At 38.2% G+C, this 18,439-nt stretch carries 19 protein-coding genes; all 19 read left to right on the forward strand.

From position 1 onward, the window contains the following. Positions 1-5 precede the first annotated feature (5 nt). The 19 genes from EFD62_RS00075 (at position 6) to EFD62_RS00165 (ending at position 18,398) form a co-directional block, all read left to right on the forward strand. Positions 6-1,082: a hypothetical protein gene (locus EFD62_RS00075; RefSeq protein ID WP_027621455.1), complete on the forward strand. Its 1,077-nt coding sequence runs from the start codon at positions 6-8 to the stop codon at positions 1,080-1,082. A gap of 15 nt (positions 1,083-1,097) precedes the next feature. Further along, positions 1,098-2,369: an MFS transporter gene (locus EFD62_RS00080; RefSeq protein ID WP_027621456.1), complete on the forward strand. Its 1,272-nt coding sequence runs from the start codon at positions 1,098-1,100 to the stop codon at positions 2,367-2,369. A gap of 12 nt (positions 2,370-2,381) precedes the next feature. Further along, entirely contained in the window at positions 2,382-3,170 is a 789-nt protein-coding gene (locus EFD62_RS00085) for an electron transfer flavoprotein subunit beta/FixA family protein (protein ID WP_027621457.1), read from the forward strand. Between the two features lie 42 nt (positions 3,171-3,212). After that, entirely contained in the window at positions 3,213-4,205 is a 993-nt protein-coding gene (locus tag EFD62_RS00090) for an electron transfer flavoprotein subunit alpha/FixB family protein (protein ID WP_128705498.1), read from the forward strand. A gap of 71 nt (positions 4,206-4,276) precedes the next feature. After that, the gene (locus EFD62_RS00095) at positions 4,277-5,506 is read left to right on the forward strand and encodes a DegT/DnrJ/EryC1/StrS family aminotransferase (RefSeq protein WP_157834834.1); all 1,230 of its coding nucleotides are present in this window, start codon (positions 4,277-4,279) and stop codon (positions 5,504-5,506) included. A gap of 2 nt (positions 5,507-5,508) precedes the next feature. After that, positions 5,509-5,733, forward strand: a complete 225-nt coding sequence (locus tag EFD62_RS00100; RefSeq protein ID WP_043581905.1) for a hypothetical protein — start codon at positions 5,509-5,511, stop codon at positions 5,731-5,733. Between the two features lie 172 nt (positions 5,734-5,905). Beyond that, entirely contained in the window at positions 5,906-6,148 is a 243-nt protein-coding gene (locus tag EFD62_RS18280; RefSeq protein WP_083225171.1) for a transposase family protein, read from the forward strand. A gap of 555 nt (positions 6,149-6,703) precedes the next feature. After that, the gene (locus EFD62_RS00115) at positions 6,704-6,901 is read left to right on the forward strand and encodes a hypothetical protein (protein WP_054847166.1); all 198 of its coding nucleotides are present in this window, start codon (positions 6,704-6,706) and stop codon (positions 6,899-6,901) included. 109 nt (positions 6,902-7,010) lie between these two features. Continuing rightward, complete coding sequence (locus tag EFD62_RS00120) at positions 7,011-7,421, forward strand: MarR family transcriptional regulator (protein ID WP_054847167.1); 411 nt, start codon at positions 7,011-7,013, stop codon at positions 7,419-7,421. A 5-nt stretch (positions 7,422-7,426) separates the two neighbouring features. Continuing rightward, a complete protein-coding gene (locus EFD62_RS00125) occupies positions 7,427-8,008 on the forward strand; it encodes a flavin reductase family protein (protein WP_038291431.1) in 582 nt (193 codons plus the stop codon). 195 nt (positions 8,009-8,203) lie between these two features. Further along, on the forward strand, positions 8,204-8,416 hold the full coding sequence (locus tag EFD62_RS00130; RefSeq protein ID WP_144445263.1) for a hypothetical protein: 213 nt from the start codon (positions 8,204-8,206) through the stop codon (positions 8,414-8,416). A 30-nt stretch (positions 8,417-8,446) separates the two neighbouring features. After that, positions 8,447-8,878 (forward strand): RidA family protein, encoded by a 432-nt coding sequence (locus tag EFD62_RS00135; protein WP_038291434.1) that lies wholly within the window; start codon positions 8,447-8,449, stop codon positions 8,876-8,878. Positions 8,879-9,341: 463 nt separating this feature from the next. Next, a complete protein-coding gene (locus EFD62_RS17410; RefSeq protein WP_155522873.1) occupies positions 9,342-9,503 on the forward strand; it encodes a hypothetical protein in 162 nt (53 codons plus the stop codon). Between the two features lie 82 nt (positions 9,504-9,585). After that, entirely contained in the window at positions 9,586-10,884 is a 1,299-nt protein-coding gene (gene ltrA / locus EFD62_RS00140) for a group II intron reverse transcriptase/maturase (protein WP_128705499.1), read from the forward strand. Positions 10,885-11,265: 381 nt separating this feature from the next. Then, positions 11,266-12,243, forward strand: coding sequence for a MerR family transcriptional regulator (locus EFD62_RS00145; protein ID WP_128705672.1), 978 nt, complete (start codon positions 11,266-11,268; stop codon positions 12,241-12,243). A gap of 72 nt (positions 12,244-12,315) precedes the next feature. Further along, entirely contained in the window at positions 12,316-13,071 is a 756-nt protein-coding gene (locus tag EFD62_RS00150; RefSeq protein ID WP_128705500.1) for a hypothetical protein, read from the forward strand. Positions 13,072-13,262: 191 nt separating this feature from the next. Continuing rightward, positions 13,263-16,127 (forward strand): excinuclease ABC subunit UvrA, encoded by a 2,865-nt coding sequence (gene uvrA, locus EFD62_RS00155; RefSeq protein ID WP_128705501.1) that lies wholly within the window; start codon positions 13,263-13,265, stop codon positions 16,125-16,127. Between the two features lie 223 nt (positions 16,128-16,350). Further along, positions 16,351-17,004 (forward strand): response regulator transcription factor, encoded by a 654-nt coding sequence (locus EFD62_RS00160; RefSeq protein WP_128705502.1) that lies wholly within the window; start codon positions 16,351-16,353, stop codon positions 17,002-17,004. Beyond that, entirely contained in the window at positions 17,001-18,398 is a 1,398-nt protein-coding gene (locus EFD62_RS00165; protein WP_128705503.1) for a sensor histidine kinase, read from the forward strand. Before EFD62_RS00160 ends, EFD62_RS00165 begins: the two co-directional genes overlap by 4 nt. The last annotated feature ends 41 nt before the right edge of the window (positions 18,399-18,439 follow it).

Genomic DNA, 18,439 nt, shown 5'->3' on the forward strand with positions numbered 1-18,439 from the left:
ATACTATGAAGAGTACAAGAAGAAAAAAATTGCCGATAGAAATTCAGTCTGATGTAACTACATTTCTTCATTTTAATTTTCCATTGTGTACACTTTTATGGAATAAAAATATTTATCCATGGATGAATGAACATTTTATCCAATTGTATACCATGATGCATAATACAGGTGTATGTTGGGTTGACATGCTTGAGAAGGACTACTTTTATGAAGATGTATCAGATATTATTGATATGTCTTCAGAACATATGAAGGATGTATCTGATATTGTTAAATTTGTTATTGACAATATTAATAACAATTATTATTCCACAATTTACACAAACGAATACTATTTGCCAGGACGTGCGGCATACCATAAGTATACTCATATTCACCAAACTTTATTGTATGGATATGATTTAGATAAAGAAGTGTTTTTTGGGCTTGGGTATGATGGAAGACAGCGATTTGTTGAAGCAGAATATCCATTTGAAATCTTTAGAGAAGCTTATGAAAAAGGAAAGGCAGAATATGATAATGACTTCTGTTGGGTAAAAATGCATACTGCATACTTGAACAGGGTGTTTGATTTAAAGGAACCTTATCAAGCCAGAATAGAGATTTTTCTCAAAAAATTAAATGAATATATTTATGCAATTCCAGATGAATCCTTATTAAGAAAAGATGTAGTGATTGAAATGGGGAAGAATGCAAAATACGGAATGCAAGTATATGAAAGTATTCTTGATAATTTGAAGAAATTATTAAAAGGTGAATTTAAACATGATTACCGTACATTTCATTTGCTAGCGGAGCACAAAAGAGGAATGTTAAAAAAAATAGAGTACTTTATGTCAAAAAACGGATTAGAACAAAATATAGGCATATATCTGAAAGAGTATCAGAATATAGTAAAGGGTTTTGAAAACGCTCGTTTAATTTATCTGAGGGCTGAATTGGTTGACAATAATTATGAGACAATAATTGGTCAGTTGAAAAATAAAGAAGCTATTCAGAAAGTTTATGACATTGTCAATTTTAATTCAGATAAGGAGTACCAGATTCTCTGCAATATATATAAATGTTTTGCATCTATTTAAAGTGGAGGTTAAATCATGAAAGAGAGTTCAAAAAGCAGATATGATTACTATGTAAGAAATTTAATAAGCTTTACTATGGTGAACATTTTATGGCAGATTGGTTCAACTCTGGTTCATCCGGAAACTTCTCTGATTTATTTTTTAAAGCAAGTAAATGCAAGTAATCTAGCAGTAAGTGCAGTTGTTCCTGTTTTTATGTTCTTTAATTCTGTACCATGTATTTTATGGGGGGCAGTTATACATATTAACAAGAATATGAGAAAGGTTCTTTATTTATCTTGTATATGGATTATAGTTCCATATCTGGCTATTTACTTAGTTTTGGGCAATATGAAGGGAATTGGTTTTTACTTTGTACCTTGTTTGTTTCTATTGCTGATTTGCAGTAATTTAGGATTATCATTGGAGTGTGTAGCCTATCAGAATTATGTTTCTTATGTTGTTCCTGAAGAAAAGAGGGGAACTCTTTGGGGAATTGTATTTTCCTTTGGATACATCATAAGTTTATTAGCTTATCCTCTAATGAATGCTTTGAATGAGCGATTAGATACATTTCAATACTATCGTGCCGGATTTCTGATTTTTTTCATTTTTGCACTAATAGCCACACAATTCTTTTTACTTGTAAAGGAACCAAAAGAGGAATTTCACAATGTTGCTCAAAAGATTAATTGGTATGAGTATTTTTGCTCTTGTAAAGACATTCTGGCAAAGGATAAGAATTTTAGAATTTATCTCTTATTGCAGTATCTTGCAAACTTCAGCATATGTATTACTACATTTACTTTATTATATATCATAAACCTTTTTGATATTCCGAATGAAGATACAATAAAATTTACGATTATTTATTGTATTATCTTTGGGATTGGAAATTACATAGGTGGTAGAATAGGAGATAAAAAAGGTTTCCGCTACATCATGCTGGCAGCACTATCGATACAGATTGTTTTTACGTCCATTCTTTTGCTTAACAAGAATAAACTTCTAGTATTCATAATCTATGGGTGTATTGTTTTAGGACTTGCCATGAAGGAAGTTGCGGTAATTAATATTCCTATTGATTCTACAAGGAATATCAATAAATCTCAGTATATAGGAATTGCCAATACAGTAACGGCACCATCACTTCTAATTTCATTATTGTTTGGAAGACTTGTTGATATAGGTGTTGTGAGTATACATAATGTGTTGGTAATCTCTATTATATGTCTGATAGCATCATTTATTTTAAACAGTATCTTTTTTAAAGAACCTAGAAATAAATTTGAAATAACAAGTAGATAGAGGATATTTGCCATGAATATTGTAGTGTGTGTGAAACCAGTTCCGGATAGGGAAAAAATGTATGTGGATAAAGAAAAAGGGGTTCTAGTCAGAAATGGAGCCGATATGGTAATTAATGAGCTTGATTATTACGCTTTAGAACTTGGATTGAGATGCAAAGATATGCAAAAGGATTTCAATGTCCTAGTATTAAGTATGGCAAATCACAATTGCATTAACCTGATTAGAAGTTTGTATGGATATGGTGTGGATGATGCAGTTTTGCTGAGTGATAAAGCCTTTCAAGGTTCAGACACACTTGCAACTTCTTATGTTCTTTCTTGCGGGATTAGGAAAATAGGAGAGTGTAAGATTATTTTGTGTGGCTGTGAGAGTAGTGATGGATGTACAGCACAGGTAGGACCAAATCTTGCACAAAGACTTGGAATGAAGTTATTAGCAAATGTGTTATCAATACAATACGTTGATGAGAAAAAAATACAAGTTCAGCAGATTGATTATCAAGGTATAAAAATAGTAGAAGCGTCATTGCCAGTAGTAATAACAGCTGTAAGTTCTGAACTTAAAATACGAACTAAGAAAATTAAATTTATTCTTGAAGCACAAAATAAAGATGTTAGTGTATGGAATGCACAGGATATTCATGCAGACTGTGCACAATGCGGATTATCAGGTTCAGCAACTCAAGTGAAAAGTATGCATGTGAAAGTTGGAATACAGACTGGAGTTATGATTGACGGAGATCAGGAGGAGAAAGTAGAACAATTTATTAGTTATCTAAAAAAATGGAAAGGGATGTAATTTATATCATCAAAATTTTACGGATGAGGGGAGGACTTTATATTGGGTGAAAGTACGATTGAAGAAGGCGGAGTATGGGTCATTTCAGAACCTTCTGATTCTGATAAGTTTGATGTTATATATGAATTGAACAGCATTGGAAGAAAACTTGCAGATAGGAATAATAACACGCTAACATTAGTACTAATAGGATATGCGTTACAGGAGAAAATTGAAGAAATAAAAAGGTTTTCCTATGACTACATCCTTTATGCAGAAAATAAAATGTTTGAATACTATGATTTGGAAAACTATGCGAACACGTTAGTGGAGATGATTAGAAAGTATAAGCCAGGTGTGGTGCTTTTAGGTAGTACGCTATATGGAAGAACAATTGCCCCATGGATTGCGTCAGCACTGAAAACTGGATTGACAGCAGATTGCATTTGGTTAGACATGAATGAGGGTACATTAATTCAGGTACGTCCCGCTTTTGGAGATAATATAGAAGCAGAGATTATATGTCCAAGAAGAAAACCACAGATGGCTACAGTGAGACCACATGTTTTTCCGCTAGCGGAATGTAGAGATAATGACGGTACGTGTAAATTGGTCAGATATGATGTAACGAATTTCAAAACCGACTTCTTAACACTGTTGGATCGTATCAAAGTTCTGGAAAATAGTCAGTCATTAGAAAAGGCACAAATTATTTTTGCTGTCGGGAGAGGAATAAAAAGCAAGAAAAATTTAGATATGGTTTTTGAACTCGCAGTACTTTATGGTGCTCAGGTAGGTGCTACAAGAGCATTAGTTGATATGGGAATGATTGATAGAAAATATCAAATTGGACAGACAGGGGTGACTGTGAAGCCAAAGTTATACATTGCTTTTGGAATATCTGGTTGTATACAACATATGTCGGGAGTGTTATGTAATGAAATCTGGGCAGTTAATAATGATGAAAATGCACAAATTTTTAAAAAAGCTACGTTAGGATGTGTTGCAGATATTAATGTATTTTTACCGTTATTATTAAATAAAATGAAGGAATGAGTTTATAAACTATAAGTCAGGTCAGCATGGAGTTACATTTAATTTATATATAAAAAGGAAGGGGAATGATTATGCAAAGAAAAAAAAGTATAGAATGGCCAATTGCTGACGAAGGATTAATATCAGCATTAAAAGGGGTAATTGATAATAACAGATGGTCATTATCCGGTTATTGGACAGGACAGGATAGCTACAATGCAAAATTTGAAAAGGAATTTGCAAAAAAGAATAAGGTATCCTACTGTGTAACTGTTTCAAGTGGTTCTACTGCCTTAATTTGTGCTTTGGAGGCACTCGGAATTGGTGAAGGAGACCAGGTTATTGTACCGGCATTAAGTTGGGTAGCTACTGCAACTGCAGTATTACAAGTAAATGCAGAACCCGTTCTTGTAGATGTTTGTGAGCAGAACTACTGCATAGATCCAGAAAAAATTGAGTCTGCTATAACAGATAGAACGAAAGCAATTATAGCGGTTCATTTGTGTGGTGCTATGGCACAGATGGATCGTATTATGGAGATTGCGAATAAGTACAACTTAAAAGTAATTGAAGATAATGCACAGACACATTTTTCTATGTGGAAAGATAAGTATGCGGGGACGATTGCAGATATTGGAACATTTAGTTTTCAGCAGGGTAAAATTCTTACTTGTGGTGAAGGAGGAGCTGTTGTTACCGATGATTATGAATTGTATAAGAAAATCCAGCAGCTAAGATGTGATGGGAGAGCTTATGTAGAAGAAACAGCAAAAAAATATGGTTTTATGGAAATTGAGGCACTAGGAGAAATTCACGGAACGAATTATAATTTGAGTGAATTTCAGGCAGCTATTCTTCTTCACAATATGGAAAAGATTGATGAACAAAATGAGTTACGTCAGAAAAATGTAGAATATTTGGTTGAAAAATTAAGTGAAATAGATGGTATTAAAATAGTTAAACCATATGAAAATAATTCATATAGGACATATTATGGCTATATCATTCCATTTGACAAATCTAAATTTAACAATATGAATGCTAAAGAAGTTATCGAAAGGTTAAGTAGAAAGCTAAATATCGGTTCATTCTATATACATCCATTATATCCGGCAATACATAAGAGTCCGTTATTCTGCCCTTGGACAAATAAGAGATATCTAAAAGATGTTGCAAAGACAGAAGAATTTTGGAGAAACCAGAGTCATCCAGTCGCAGAATCTGCTAATGAAAATGTAATATTTTTACTTCATTCACTATTGTTAAGTGGAACAGCTTTTATTGATGAACTGATAGAAGAATTGATTAAAATTCAAGGATAGAGATGTTTTATGATATCGACTTGAGAAAGGATTATTTCAAGCTGGATGTACCTGTCTACTTCTTCCTGGGACGGCATGATGTCAACGCTCCCACCGTACTGGCTGAGGAATACGAGTGGATACTGGATGAACCAATAAGCAGATTGTGTAGTTTGAACATTCTGCTCACAGCCTATGGATTAATGAACAGAATAGATTTTTGGCGAAAGTCTTGGCATGCTTTTTAGAAGATGGTCAAAAAATCGGGTAGGAGGCTAATCATTATTTGATTAGCCGTCCCCCCACACCACCGTACGTGTCACCGCCGGAGTATAATTGGTTCTTTCCAAAGTTAGTTGAATAAACGAAAAAAACATGATAAAATAAATAAAAATCAAACAAAAGAAAAGAGATTATACCATGGATAAGTTTATCAAACAATTAGATCCAAACTTAGACTATATTAATTATGAAATAAAGGATGGCAAATGCTATATAACAGTAGCTTCTAACCACAAAGAAGTAACATGTCCATTTTGCGGCCGGCCATCATCCAGAATACATTCCACATATAACAGAACATTTCAGGACCTCCCAATACAAGGTAATAAGGTATTTATTATTATACGTAACAGAAAGATGTTTTGTGATAATTCTGATTGAAATCATACTACTTTTGCAGAAAGGTTTGATTTTATCTCCTATAAAGCGAAGAAAACCCGTCGCCTTGAGGATGAGATTGTACGACTATCAATAAATTGTAATTCCGTTGCAGCATCTAAAGATCTAAAGGAAAATGTTGTAGATATCGGTAAAAGTACAGTTTGCAATCTCTTAAAAAAACAAACACCTGTTGTTGACAAAAAGACTATAACAGCTGTTTGCAAGTGGTTAAGAACATATCCAAATTTTCTTGTGATATCTAGAAATGGGTCTATTACCTATGGTAATGCAATCACAGATGCACACCCGGAAGCTTTACAAATATGTGATCGTTTTCACTTACTGAAGAATCTAACCTTATATGTAACAGAATATCTAAAAAAGAGATTGAAGCCACAAGTTCTAATACAAGCTGTAAGCGGGGAAACTAAAAAGATGGAAGCAATTAAACAGGTGGATGAAAATAGAAAACTTACATTGAAAGAAAAATATGAAAAGATAAACTAACTCCTATTAGAAGGAAAACGCAAAACAGAGATTTGCCGAAGCTTAAATATGGATGTACGAGCTTATGACAAGCTAATGGCAATGACTCCTGATGGAAGGGAATTTAAGAGGATTCTAATTAATAAAAATGTTGGAGCCTTTGAAAAATGGATAGAGAAAGTAAAAAATCTAAGCATACCGGAAATTACGAACAACCGTAAATTCGGAACACTTGTCTCATTTCTTTATGCACTACTACTAGAATGATAATAAAGTTTGTTATGATATTGACAAATAATATTCTATATAGTATTGTACTATATAGAACTATACAATAAAGGAGGTAATTATAACGAAGACATATGGAGGTTTCCTTTTGTCCCGTATTCGGCATCTTAGCGGACGAGTGTTTGAAAAACTGTTAAAAGAAAGCGGCGTCGACGTTTTTAATGGTGCGCAGGGCCGCATACTTTATGTGCTGTGGGAGCATGGACAGTTAACAATCACGGAGATTGGTCGGTTGACTTCATTGGCTAAAACGACACTTACCAGTATGCTCGACCGAATGGAAGCGGGGGGATTGATAGAAAGAATACCCGACAAAAGAAACCGCAGGCAGGTATTTATATCGGTGACGGAAAAAGCAAAAGGTTACCGTGAAAAATATGACTTGATATCGGATAAAATGAGCGAAATATTCTATGATGGTTTCACGGATGATGAAATCATCGGTTTTGAGAACCAACTCAGACGAATCATTAAAAATCTTGAGAAGGAAGGAGTATAAGTATAATGGAAAGAATATCCAACGGTCCCGAGAATAAATTTTGTCCGCAGACATTGTATTTGTATGGTACTTATAAAGAGGATGGAACACCGAACTTTGGTTTGTTCTGCTGGTTCAGCTACTTTCATGATGGTCAGTTAGGGGTTATGTGTTGTATCGGAGGAGAAAAACTGACAAAAGACCGTATCAAAGCAGGAAAAGTATTTTCTGCAAACATGGTAACCGAATCTTTGCTTCCAGTTGCTGACTATCTGGGAAACACGGAAGGATATAAGTCCGGAAAGATGGATATTCCGGTTGAAATTGAGCAAGGTAAGGTGTTGAATGTACCGATACTGAAAGACAGTCCCTGGGTTTTTGAGCTGGAAGTCCAGCAATCCATACCATTAAATGGCAGTGAGATCTTTCTCTGTAAAATTCATAACACAATAATAGCCAAAGAACTTAAAGATACATCTTTAAGTGTAGATGAACGGTTACGTTTAGCTGCCCCTGTAACATGGATAGGAGAGGGACTATATTATACCCTGAACTATAAAACATTAGGAACGAATGGCGACTGGAAAGACTTATTCAGTAAAAGGTAATAAACAGCCTAAGGTATGATAAGCATGAGTCTATGTAAGGTGGGGTTTGGAGAAAGCTATTGAGAGTCTTTGAAGAGAGTATCGGAGAGCGGCACGAAGACGGCACAGTTGACCCACGTAAGGTAATTTTCGTTTATAAGGGGGGATACAATCCCCCGCCATACTCTCCGGTAAGTGGTAACAAAACGTGTTCCTATGCAGCAGACTACACATCTGGAGACGGTTGTTCTTCTGTCCCACGAAAAACCTGATTTTGGTAGCATAAGAAAACAGACTTTAGACCAGGATAGAGTCAGAGCATGGATAAGAAAAACATTGAAAGATACAAGGTTTTTGGCTTCGCTTCGTGAGCCTAACCATCTAGATATTAAAATATATAATTCGAATCAACAATGTAAGAATTACTAAAAAAATGAATAAATGGAGGTAAATGTACTGATGAGTAGGTTAAAGGTGAAACATAGTAATCCGGAGGGGCTATTTGATTCAAGAGTTTTTAGTCAAGTGGTTACAGTTAGCGGTAATGCAAAGACAATATATATCGGTGGACAAAATGCTATTAACTCTGAGGGACAATTAATAGGTCGGGACAACTTAGAACTGCAAACAAAGCAGGTACTAAAAAATATTCAGACGGCTCTGGCCGCTGAAGATGCAACTTTCAATGATGTTATCAAGCTCAATATTTACATGGTTAATGGGTGCGATCCGGCAGTCGGATTAAAAGCATTTATGGAATCAATTGGCGAACTGGAAAAGCCTCCTTTGATCACAGTTCTCAAAGTCGCTGGTCTTGCAAATCCTTTATGCTTGATTGAAATTGATGCGATTGCTGTAGTTGAAGAAAAAGGGGATTGCTTGGGATGGTGAATTCTTCCAGATTGGAACGAAAAATCCAATGCCCAGAGGTTAAAGCCTAGCAACATAGTGGATATGTTCCCGCGAACGGCGATTTTTCAAAAATCACCGAAAAACCCATTGACATGTTCCCACGTACAGATGCGATAAAAAATAGCTCGCAGACATCAATTCTATCAACTCGAGCCATGTGGAGTGCGTAGTTTTGATGTGTGCGTCCAGCGAAGCTGGCAAATGCTAACAGGTGAAAGTCCTGTAGTGGTAAAGGTAGGGCAGCCACTTAGTCAGTAACCAGCGTATGGAGTAATTCATGCGTTGAAGCGTTACGGAATGTTCCTCAGGGAGCAGACAAACTGACGGGTTGTAACATGAAGTGAATACTGCCGCACCGTTATTTACATTCCCGAAAGGGAACAACAGGGAGCCGAGCCGAGACATCAACGGCGAAGGCAGCAGACGGTATGAAGAACCCTAAATGCAATACCTAAGAACCCTGCGGTGTAGAGGTAGCGACACGTTAGGAAAGTATTTGTCGGAACTGGAGAGAGCCTACTTTGCACAGGTAACTGTAAAGAGGACGCATATAAGCGAAAGCGAAATTGCAGTCCTGCAAAGAGGCAGTCAGAAGTGCCCATAGTACCGAAGATTGTGCAGACAACAAAACTGTACATAGGAAAGGGGCACAACTTTATTCAAGTCTGTAGAGGAGGTAGGTGCTGGTGATTGCCGATAAAGCTATTAACACCCATGAAAAAGTACGAAACGTCCAGAACAGACTATACCTTACAGCCAAAGCTGACCGAAAGAGAAAGTTCTATGCGATGTATGACAAAATATACCGCAAGGATATTTTAGAGGAAGCGTGGAAACGGGTAAAACGGAACGGTGGGGCAGGCGGTGTCGATAAAGTCAGTATTGATGACGTGAAAGCGTACGGCGAAGAAAAACTGTTGGACGAAATAGCGGAAGAATTAAGGACAGATAAATATCGGTGCAAGCCTGTCAGACGGACCTATATTCCAAAACCAGATGGAAGGAAAAGAGCATTGGGAATACCTACGATTAAGGACAGAATAGTACAAATGGCTGCAAAGATAGTAATCGAGCCGGTATTTGAAGCTGATTTTCAGCCTTGTTCGTATGGATTCCGACCAAAACGAAGTGCACTACAGGCAATGGACAGGATATTCGAAGCAGCTGATAAAGGCGGTGCTTTGTGGGTAATTGATGCCGACATTAAAGATTATTTCGGCAGTATAAGCCATGATAAACTGCTTTTACTGGTAGAGCAGAGGATAACTGACCGCAAGGTGCTGAAGCTTATAAAAGGCTGGCTGAAAGCAGGAGTGCTTGAAGCCGGACAATACAGTGAAAGTAAACTTGGAGCACCGCAGGGTGGAGTTATATCACCGCTTTTATCCAACATATATCTGAATTATTTTGATGTATATTGGAATAAGAGATTTGGACACCTGGGCGAGTTGGTACGATACGCAGATGATTTTGTGATATTGTGCAAGCGGAAAGCACAGGCAGTAGAAGCTTTGAAAGCCGTGAAATGGATTATGGATAAGCTGGAACTGACATTGCACAGCGAGAAAACAAGACTTGTTGATATGTATTTCGGAAAAGACAGCTTTGATTTTCTTGGCTTCAATAATAGGTTTCAGCGGTTCAGAAACAAAAGCTGGAAGTGGTATTGGACATTACAGCAAGTTCCGTCCAAAGGGGCTATGAAGAAAATGAGAGCCAACATCAAAGAGGTGTTTTCCAGTCCAAGCAAACTACTGTGGAGCATGAAAGAAATGGTAAAACTGCTCAATCCTAAAATCATTGGTATGAGAAATTATTATGCTAGGCGGTTTACAAGACCATGGTTATGGAAGATAGAAAAGTACATCAACGCTAAATTTACTCGGTGGTACAATCGGAAGAAACAACGCAACTACAGGCTTGGAAATCCGGCAAAGGTCAGAGAATTGACCTTGCAGGCTGGACTGGCAAGTATTTGTGGCTGAATGCTGAAGGAAGAAGAATATCGGAAAGCCGTATGCGGGAAAACCGCACGTACGGTTTGATGAGGGGGCGGTGGCAACCCCACTGCTCTACTCTATCAGGGGTTGAAAAATAGTAGGACTTAAAATACTTATGAGTCAAGGGTTTCCAGACATTGATTCATTTTTTGGGCTGATCTGCCTGAGATGATAATGTCATGAAACCCTTATTTTCATTGATTGCGGGAACATATCAACTGCCCTAAAAGCGATAGGATTGAGCTGACAAATCAGATAACGGGCTTTCTCATAAGATTGAGTTGACATGATAGATGGAATAAACCACTTGACTTTGACATCGTGTCAACTGTTATTATGTTCATGAAGGGAGATGAGCAATCGGGAATGTTGACTATCAGCCAAGTATCCAGAGCTTTTAATGTGACACCAAGAATGCTAAGACACTATGAGAAAATCGGGCTTTTACCCGGTAAGCGGATTGATGATTATGCATATCGTGTTTATGATGAAGATGCAATAAGACGACTGCAGTATATCATTGTATTGCGGAAGCTGCGTATTCCGCTGAAAGAAATATCGGCTATTCTGAATGACCCAGAACAGGTACGATTAATAGAAATTATTCAGGAAAATATCAATGAGCTAAACATAGAGATTACTGCACTTAATACGATTCGTGATGTGTTGAAGATAATCCTGTCACGATTAAGTATTGGTAAAGAAGCTAAACTTAAGCTGGATTTGCTCTCTGAAGCTGATATTCTGAATCTCATAGAACCTCTTTCCCCATCAAGGATTCCATTTAAGGAGGAATGTTCGATAGAGAATCTGAATAAGGCAAATGAGGTATTAGACAAGTTAAAGAATGTTCGAATAGTTTTGCTGCCGCCATGTACAGTCGCGGCATATCATTTTGTCGGAGAAAACCCGGAGGAAACAGTCGGAGATGCAGTAGACAAGTTTGTTCGCGAAAGCAGGCTGTATCAATTAAAAGCAGACTCCCGAATGTTTGGATTTGATCACCCCAGTCCTTCTCCGGAACGGCAATATCATGGGTATGAGGTATGGGTGACTATTCCGGATGATATGGAGGTTCCGGAACCTCTTGTAAAAAAGAGCTTCAAAGGTGGATTGTATGCTGCACATACCATTGTATTCCCCAATTTTCACGAGTGGGAGTATTTGAAAAAATGGGTGGAAGAAAGTGATAAGTATACAGCAGATTATATCGAACAAGAGGATGATATTATGGGGGGATGTCTTGAGGAACACTTGAATTGGGTATATTCCTCCCATATGCATTGGCCTGAAAATGGAATTGATGGTAACATAGATTTGCTATTACCGATTAAGATGAAATAAGATGCATGTTTTGGTCTAACCATGCTTTAAAATGTGAACTATCAATGTATTCCTGTAAGGAGGTTATCCCTTATGGAGAAACCGGAAATACGCGAGCGATACAATAAAGCTTTGGATAGCGTGGTTTTGAAATTTAAAAGCGACCCCAAGTGCCTGGCTGCTTTTCTAATAGGCAGTTTGAGCCATGACCTGATCTGGGAATGGTCCGATTTACAGATTCTTTTAATCTATGATGACAGTTACCAAGGGTCGTCAGACTATTATCTTCTTGAACAGGACGTACCGGTAGTTGTGAATATTAGAAAAAGAAACAGCTTCAAAGAATACTTAGAAAGCGCCAATGTTTCTGACTATTATTTCTGTGCTCTATCAAAGAGCACCCTGCTTTTCACTAAAGATAAAACTTTGCAGGAATACTTCGAAGACATATTCTATATTGGAGACCGCGACAGGGAAATTGAAATGCTGCTTGGTTTTTCAGAGGCGATTTATTATTTGAACAAGGCAGAAAAAAATTACTATATTAAAAGAAACAGCGCCAATGCTGTTTACTTCATTTTTCATATAGCCCAGGCGATTGCATGGCTGGAAGTCGCAAGGAAACGCCTGTTTCCGGAAAGGGAAATCATTGCTCAGGCCTCAGGTTTAAAGCCGGAATTGTTTAAAACAATATACGACCCTTTGTTTTATGATGTGGTAACAGATCAAATGATAGAAGAAATCATTCAATTTTGCCATGAATACCTGAGGGACAACACAGAGGAAGTATATCATCCAATTATTTCCTGCCTGAAAGAACATGGAACCTTGAAAGGGTTTTCCCTGTAAACAAGAAGCCACGGATTTGGAATAAACTACGAGTGGCTATACCGTATGGGAATTATCGATATTGCTGTCGAGCCTATTAAGATAAACAATCATACCGAGGAGTTTTTTCGGATTGAGTATAGGTTAAAAGAGGAATATCGCTGATTTATAGCAAGTTGTTTTAAAAAACAAGGTAAGGAAGGGGGTTTCATATGAAAGACTGTATTAGGATAAACGGGGCAAGGGAGCACAACTTGAAGAATATTACAGTAGAGATACCTCATGGCAAGCATACTGTCATAGTCGGAGTAAGTGGCTCAGGTAAATCCACGTTAGCTTATAATGTTGTTTATGCGGCCGGACATAAGAGATTGCTTGATTGCCTTTCTGAGCAGACAAGGAGATTTACAAGTCAGCTCAAACAACCTGATGTGGATTATATTGAAGGTCTTACCCCTGTAGTCAGTATAAAACAGTATACGCCAAGAATTAACCCCAGAGCTACTATAGGCACTCATTCTGAGATAAGCACATACCTGCGCTATTTATACACGATTATAGGCGAAGCCAATTGTCCTTTCTGCTACAAAAATTATCCGGTCAGACCCTTTCATTACCTGGTCAGGGAACTGGAAAAGCTGCCTGAGTCAACAACAATTGAGGTGCAATTTCCGGTATATAAAAATACGCGTATAAAATATGATGATTTTTTTTATGACCTTCGGAAAAAAGGCTATAAGAAAGTTGAGATAGATGGAAAACGAAAGGATTTGCGCGATTGGATTTCAATAGAAAAAGATCCGGCTTCCATAATGGTTGTTGCAGATAAAATTCAAATACAGAAAGAATTATCCAGAAGTGATATTCATATTTTACAGAATGCTCTTCGCCAGGGAGATGGATTTATACGTATTGTGATTCCGGATATGAATGAGAGAAAAAACTGTGAATGGTTTTTCAAAAAACACGGGTGTAGGAAACACGGAATGCTTACAGCAGATATTATGCCATCATTTTTCTCTTTCAACGATCTGAACAGTTGTTGTGAAGAGTGCTGTGGGACAGGAATAAGGAAAGTTGCCCATTCGTCGACTCTGGTACAGAATAAAAGAAAGTCACTCAAACAAGGTCCTTTCTATTCCCAGGTCATGGATATCAAACAGCCTTTTCACTATATGCGTATGTACAGCCTTGCCAGGCACTATGGTTTTTCATTTGAAGTGCCTTTTGAGGACTTACCGGACTATGCGAAAGATATCATATTCTATGGTACAAAAGGGGAAACCTTTCCCTTGTTAAGGCCGGAGGGATACGACAAGGAAATGCCGGGTTATACTCCAAGGGTTGGAGAATATGTAGAGTTTGAAGGTCTGGTTACATGGATAAACAGGTATTATCTGAACAGAGAAAGAATCGAGCTTTCTGAATCGGAAGAAGCCTTTTTCGATAAGTTTATGGTAGATGAAATTTGTCCGTCGTGCCAGGGAACACGATTAAAACCGCAAAGAAAATATATAACCATTAAGAATTATGATTATTACAGCCTGGGGAACATGGAACTAAATGATTTGAGAACATTTATTGAAGAGATAAAAATACCCCAGGATAAGGCAGATGCTCTGCTGCCTGTCATATACGAAATAAAAGCAAGGCTTAATTCATTGATAAAGATCGGTCTGGGTTATCTCTGCTTAAACCGGAGAGCGGATTCTCTTTCGGGAGGCGAATATCAACGGGTCCGGCTGGCCGGACAGATAGGTTCGGCTCTAATGGGAATGTCCTATATCATCGATGAGCCTTCCGTTGGTTTACATGGGACAGATAATGGAAAAATAATTGCCCTCCTTGAGCAATTACGGGATCAAGGCAATACAGTCATTACAATTGAACATGATCTGGATATTATTGAAAAGGCTGATTATATAATTGAAATGGGACCCGGAGCAGGAAATAACGGCGGGGAAATAATAGCCTGCGGAACAGTTGATGAAATCAGGGAAAATGATAAATCAGTGATTGCTCCTTACTTAAGGGCCAAGGGTAAAAACCTGCATCCGAAGATATCTGCGGACAAACCGGATTATATAAAGATTATCGGGGCACAGGCAAATAATCTGAAAAATATAGATGTGGCCATACCGCTGGGCAGATTGGTTTGCTTTACAGGTGTTTCAGGTTCGGGAAAAAGTTCATTGATAATAGAAATATTATATAAGGCCTTTATATCCCGGTTGCATGATCCCCGGGTTATTCCCGGCAAACATCTTAGGATAGAAGGAATGGAAAAAATAAAGGATGTGTACTGTATTGACAAGTCACCGATCGGTAAATCCAAGACATCGATACCAACCACATATGTTGGCGTTTTCGATGCTATAAGGAAGATTTTTAGTGAATGTGAAAGTGCAAAAAGACATGGGTTGAATGATGTGTCATATTTTTCCTTCAATTCCAAAGGGGCTTGTCCATCCTGCAAAGGCATAGGATATATAGATACACATATCCATTATTTGGGCGATTTACAAACCATATGTCCTGTTTGCAACGGAGAACGGTATACGAAAGAAGTGTTGGAGGTTATGTACAACGGCAGAAATATTGCGCAAGTATTGGGGCTTACTATTGAAACGGCACTTTCCTTCTTTGAAGACAATACATATATTTACAATAAGTTAAAGTACATGTATGACCTTGGCTTAGGCTATTTGACACTAGGGCAGCAGATCAGTACGGTATCTGGAGGAGAGGCGCAGCGGCTACGACTTGCAAAAGAAATAAGCAAAATGCGGGGGAAAAAGAATATGCTCTATATCATGGATGAGCCGGCGACAGGTCTTCATTCCCAGGACATAAACAAACTTCTGGCAGCTATACGGACTATTATTGATAAAGGTAATTCTATGATTATCATTGAACATAATCCTGATATCGTAATAAATGCAGACTATATAATCGATATGGGTCCGGGAGCCGGGAAAAACGGAGGGGAAGTTGTTGCAGAAGGAAACTTGCAGGAAATAATTGAATGTGCAAAGTCCAAGACCGGCCAATATTTAAAATCTTACATGGCTAAATAAATGCAGAGTGATTTCCCTATTAAATTCAAGTTTGAGAGTAAAATTTGATATACTAATATATCTGTTTTAGGAGTGTAACATGAACGAATATTTTATCCTGCTTATTCTGGATATTTTTATTGAGCTTAGAGATTGAATTAACTCAACCTCTGGTGTAACGGTATACTTTACAACTCTATAACAAAACGTTGATAATCTTATTAAAATAAGGAGGTGGATCAATTTGGCATCTATTTTAATCGTTGAAGACGAAGCAGCAATTAATGAGCTGGTAAAAAGGAATCTGCAGCTCGTGGGGCATCAATGTACTTCAGTTTTTGATGGGAAAGCCGCTGTTTCTGAAATGCAGCATCGCTCCTACGATTTGATGATTTTGGATATTATGTTACCTGAGCTGGACGGGTTTGAAGTGATAAAGCAATCAGAAAAAACACCCACAATTTTTCTGACGGCGAAAAACAGTCTGCCTGATCGCATCAAGGGTTTTTCAATGGGAGCGGACGATTATCTGACAAAGCCTTTTGAGATGCTGGAATTGTTGGCCCGCGTGGAAGCGGTCCTGCGGAGGACGCAGAAAACAGCAAGCTGTTTTGAAGCAGGAAACGTAAAAATTGATTTTAGTAACCATCAGGTATTTCATAACGGACAGTTGGTGGAATGTACACCAAAGGAATATGAATTATTAGAGGTCCTTGTGAACAACCGTAATATTGCTCTTTCCAGGGAAAGACTACTGGAGTTGGTTTGGGGTTACGATTTTGAGGGAGACACCCGGACTGTAGACGTACATATACAAAAGTTGCGGAAAAAGCTGGGTTGGGAAGACAGGATAAAAACCGTATATAAGCTGGGTTACCGTTTGGAGGTAGACCGATGAAGCAGAAGACATTTTTAACAACCCTAGCTCTTTTTCTCTTCTTCTTTAACCTTGGCATCTTCATTGTCTCCGTTGTAATGTTCAGGGATATGGTGAACCGCGCGGAGGATAGGAGTTTGGGCGAGCATTACTTTATAGCATCTGCCCTGATAAAGGACTTCCAAGCCGTGGAAAGCCGTGGTACCGACATAGACGGTTTTTTAAGTTCTCTGCTTCAGCCTTACAGCTATCTGTCCAGAGATAACAAGGCGGGACTTGCATTTTATAAAAACAATCAACTTGTCTATTCCAATAAAAACGCGACTGTACTGCAGAGCAATTCCCTAAAACCGCCGGGTAACGGAAACCGCTTGGTAACGATACGGAAAGTTGACGATAGAACTTATGCTATCGTCTCAGGAAAACTTCCCGCCCCATATGATTCCTACACACTGGTTTATCTTTACGATATAACGGAAGCCATAAACTCATGGAGCCACCTGAAAAACATATTATTTTTCGCAGGACTTGTTCTCTCAGTTGTGCTCACTTTCGGCCTTCTTCTTGTGCTGAACCGGATATTCAAGCCGCTTAAGCAAATTACTCGGATTTCTAAGGATATTGCGAACGGTGCGTATGGAACCCGACTTCCGGTATCTGGGCATGATGAGCTTACTGAAATGTCGCAGAGCTTCAATCACATGGCAGAGGAAATTCAGCGCCAGATGACGGAACTTAAGGATGCTGCTGATAAAAAGCAGCAGTTTGTCGATAATTTCGCTCACGAACTCCGCACGCCGTTAACTGCGATTTACGGATATGCTGAATACTTGCAAAAGGCCGTTTTGTCTGAGGATGACAAACTTTCGGCACTGAATTATATTATGTCCGAAAGCCGCCGTCTGCAGACTGTAGCGTTTCAATTGCTGGAACTGGCAAATCTGCAGAACAACCAGATTACCTGTGAAGAACTGAAGGTATCCAACCTGTTTGAGACGGTCCGTCAAACGCTGTATGGCAAGCATGCCGGAAAAGATGTTCAGATAGAATTCAGCAGTGAAATAGAGACAATCCGTGGAGATTATTGCCTGATGGAAAGCATGCTGATCAATCTGATTGATAACGCAATAAAAGCGTGCGGTGATGGTGGACATATTATTGTAAGCGCTTCCAAGGAAGCTGGGAAGAAAACGATCAGTGTTCAGGACAACGGAAAAGGTATGACTCCCGAAGTCCTATCGCAGATCACGGAACCATTCTACCGGGGAGAAAAATCGCGGAACCATGGCGACGGCGGTGCGGGGTTGGGACTTGCTCTCTGCAAGCAAATAGCTTCGATCCATAATGCGGAACTGTGCTTTAGCAGCCGTCCAGGCGAAGGAACAACGGCAAAAATAACTTTTACAACTCCATAATATCTTGATCATAATTCTATAATTCAGGCCCCATATACTAG

Origin of the sequence: Acetivibrio mesophilus (assembly GCF_004102745.1) — a bacterium.
Lineage (GTDB): Bacteria > Bacillota > Clostridia > Acetivibrionales > Acetivibrionaceae > Hungateiclostridium > Hungateiclostridium mesophilum.

Excerpts from the sequence above, each read along its gene's own strand:
- EFD62_RS00115 (WP_054847166.1), top strand. The coding sequence starts at position 6,704 with ATGGATGTACGAGCTTATGACAAGCTAATGGCAATGACTCCTGATGGA.
- EFD62_RS00130 (WP_144445263.1), top strand. The coding sequence starts at position 8,204 with ATGCAGCAGACTACACATCTGGAGACGGTTGTTCTTCTGTCCCACGAA.
- EFD62_RS17410 (WP_155522873.1), top strand. The coding sequence starts at position 9,342 with ATGCAATACCTAAGAACCCTGCGGTGTAGAGGTAGCGACACGTTAGGA.
- EFD62_RS00085 (WP_027621457.1), top strand. The coding sequence starts at position 2,382 with ATGAATATTGTAGTGTGTGTGAAACCAGTTCCGGATAGGGAAAAAATG.
- EFD62_RS00095 (WP_157834834.1), top strand. The coding sequence starts at position 4,277 with ATGCAAAGAAAAAAAAGTATAGAATGGCCAATTGCTGACGAAGGATTA.
- EFD62_RS00135 (WP_038291434.1), top strand. The coding sequence starts at position 8,447 with ATGAGTAGGTTAAAGGTGAAACATAGTAATCCGGAGGGGCTATTTGAT.
- EFD62_RS00100 (WP_043581905.1), top strand. The coding sequence starts at position 5,509 with ATGTTTTATGATATCGACTTGAGAAAGGATTATTTCAAGCTGGATGTA.
- EFD62_RS18280 (WP_083225171.1), top strand. The coding sequence starts at position 5,906 with ATGGATAAGTTTATCAAACAATTAGATCCAAACTTAGACTATATTAAT.
- uvrA (WP_128705501.1), top strand. The coding sequence starts at position 13,263 with ATGAAAGACTGTATTAGGATAAACGGGGCAAGGGAGCACAACTTGAAG.
- EFD62_RS00150 (WP_128705500.1), top strand. The coding sequence starts at position 12,316 with ATGGAGAAACCGGAAATACGCGAGCGATACAATAAAGCTTTGGATAGC.
- EFD62_RS00165 (WP_128705503.1), top strand. The coding sequence starts at position 17,001 with ATGAAGCAGAAGACATTTTTAACAACCCTAGCTCTTTTTCTCTTCTTC.
- EFD62_RS00145 (WP_128705672.1), top strand. The coding sequence starts at position 11,266 with ATGTTGACTATCAGCCAAGTATCCAGAGCTTTTAATGTGACACCAAGA.
- EFD62_RS00075 (WP_027621455.1), top strand. The coding sequence starts at position 6 with ATGAAGAGTACAAGAAGAAAAAAATTGCCGATAGAAATTCAGTCTGAT.
- EFD62_RS00125 (WP_038291431.1), top strand. The coding sequence starts at position 7,427 with ATGGAAAGAATATCCAACGGTCCCGAGAATAAATTTTGTCCGCAGACA.
- EFD62_RS00080 (WP_027621456.1), top strand. The coding sequence starts at position 1,098 with ATGAAAGAGAGTTCAAAAAGCAGATATGATTACTATGTAAGAAATTTA.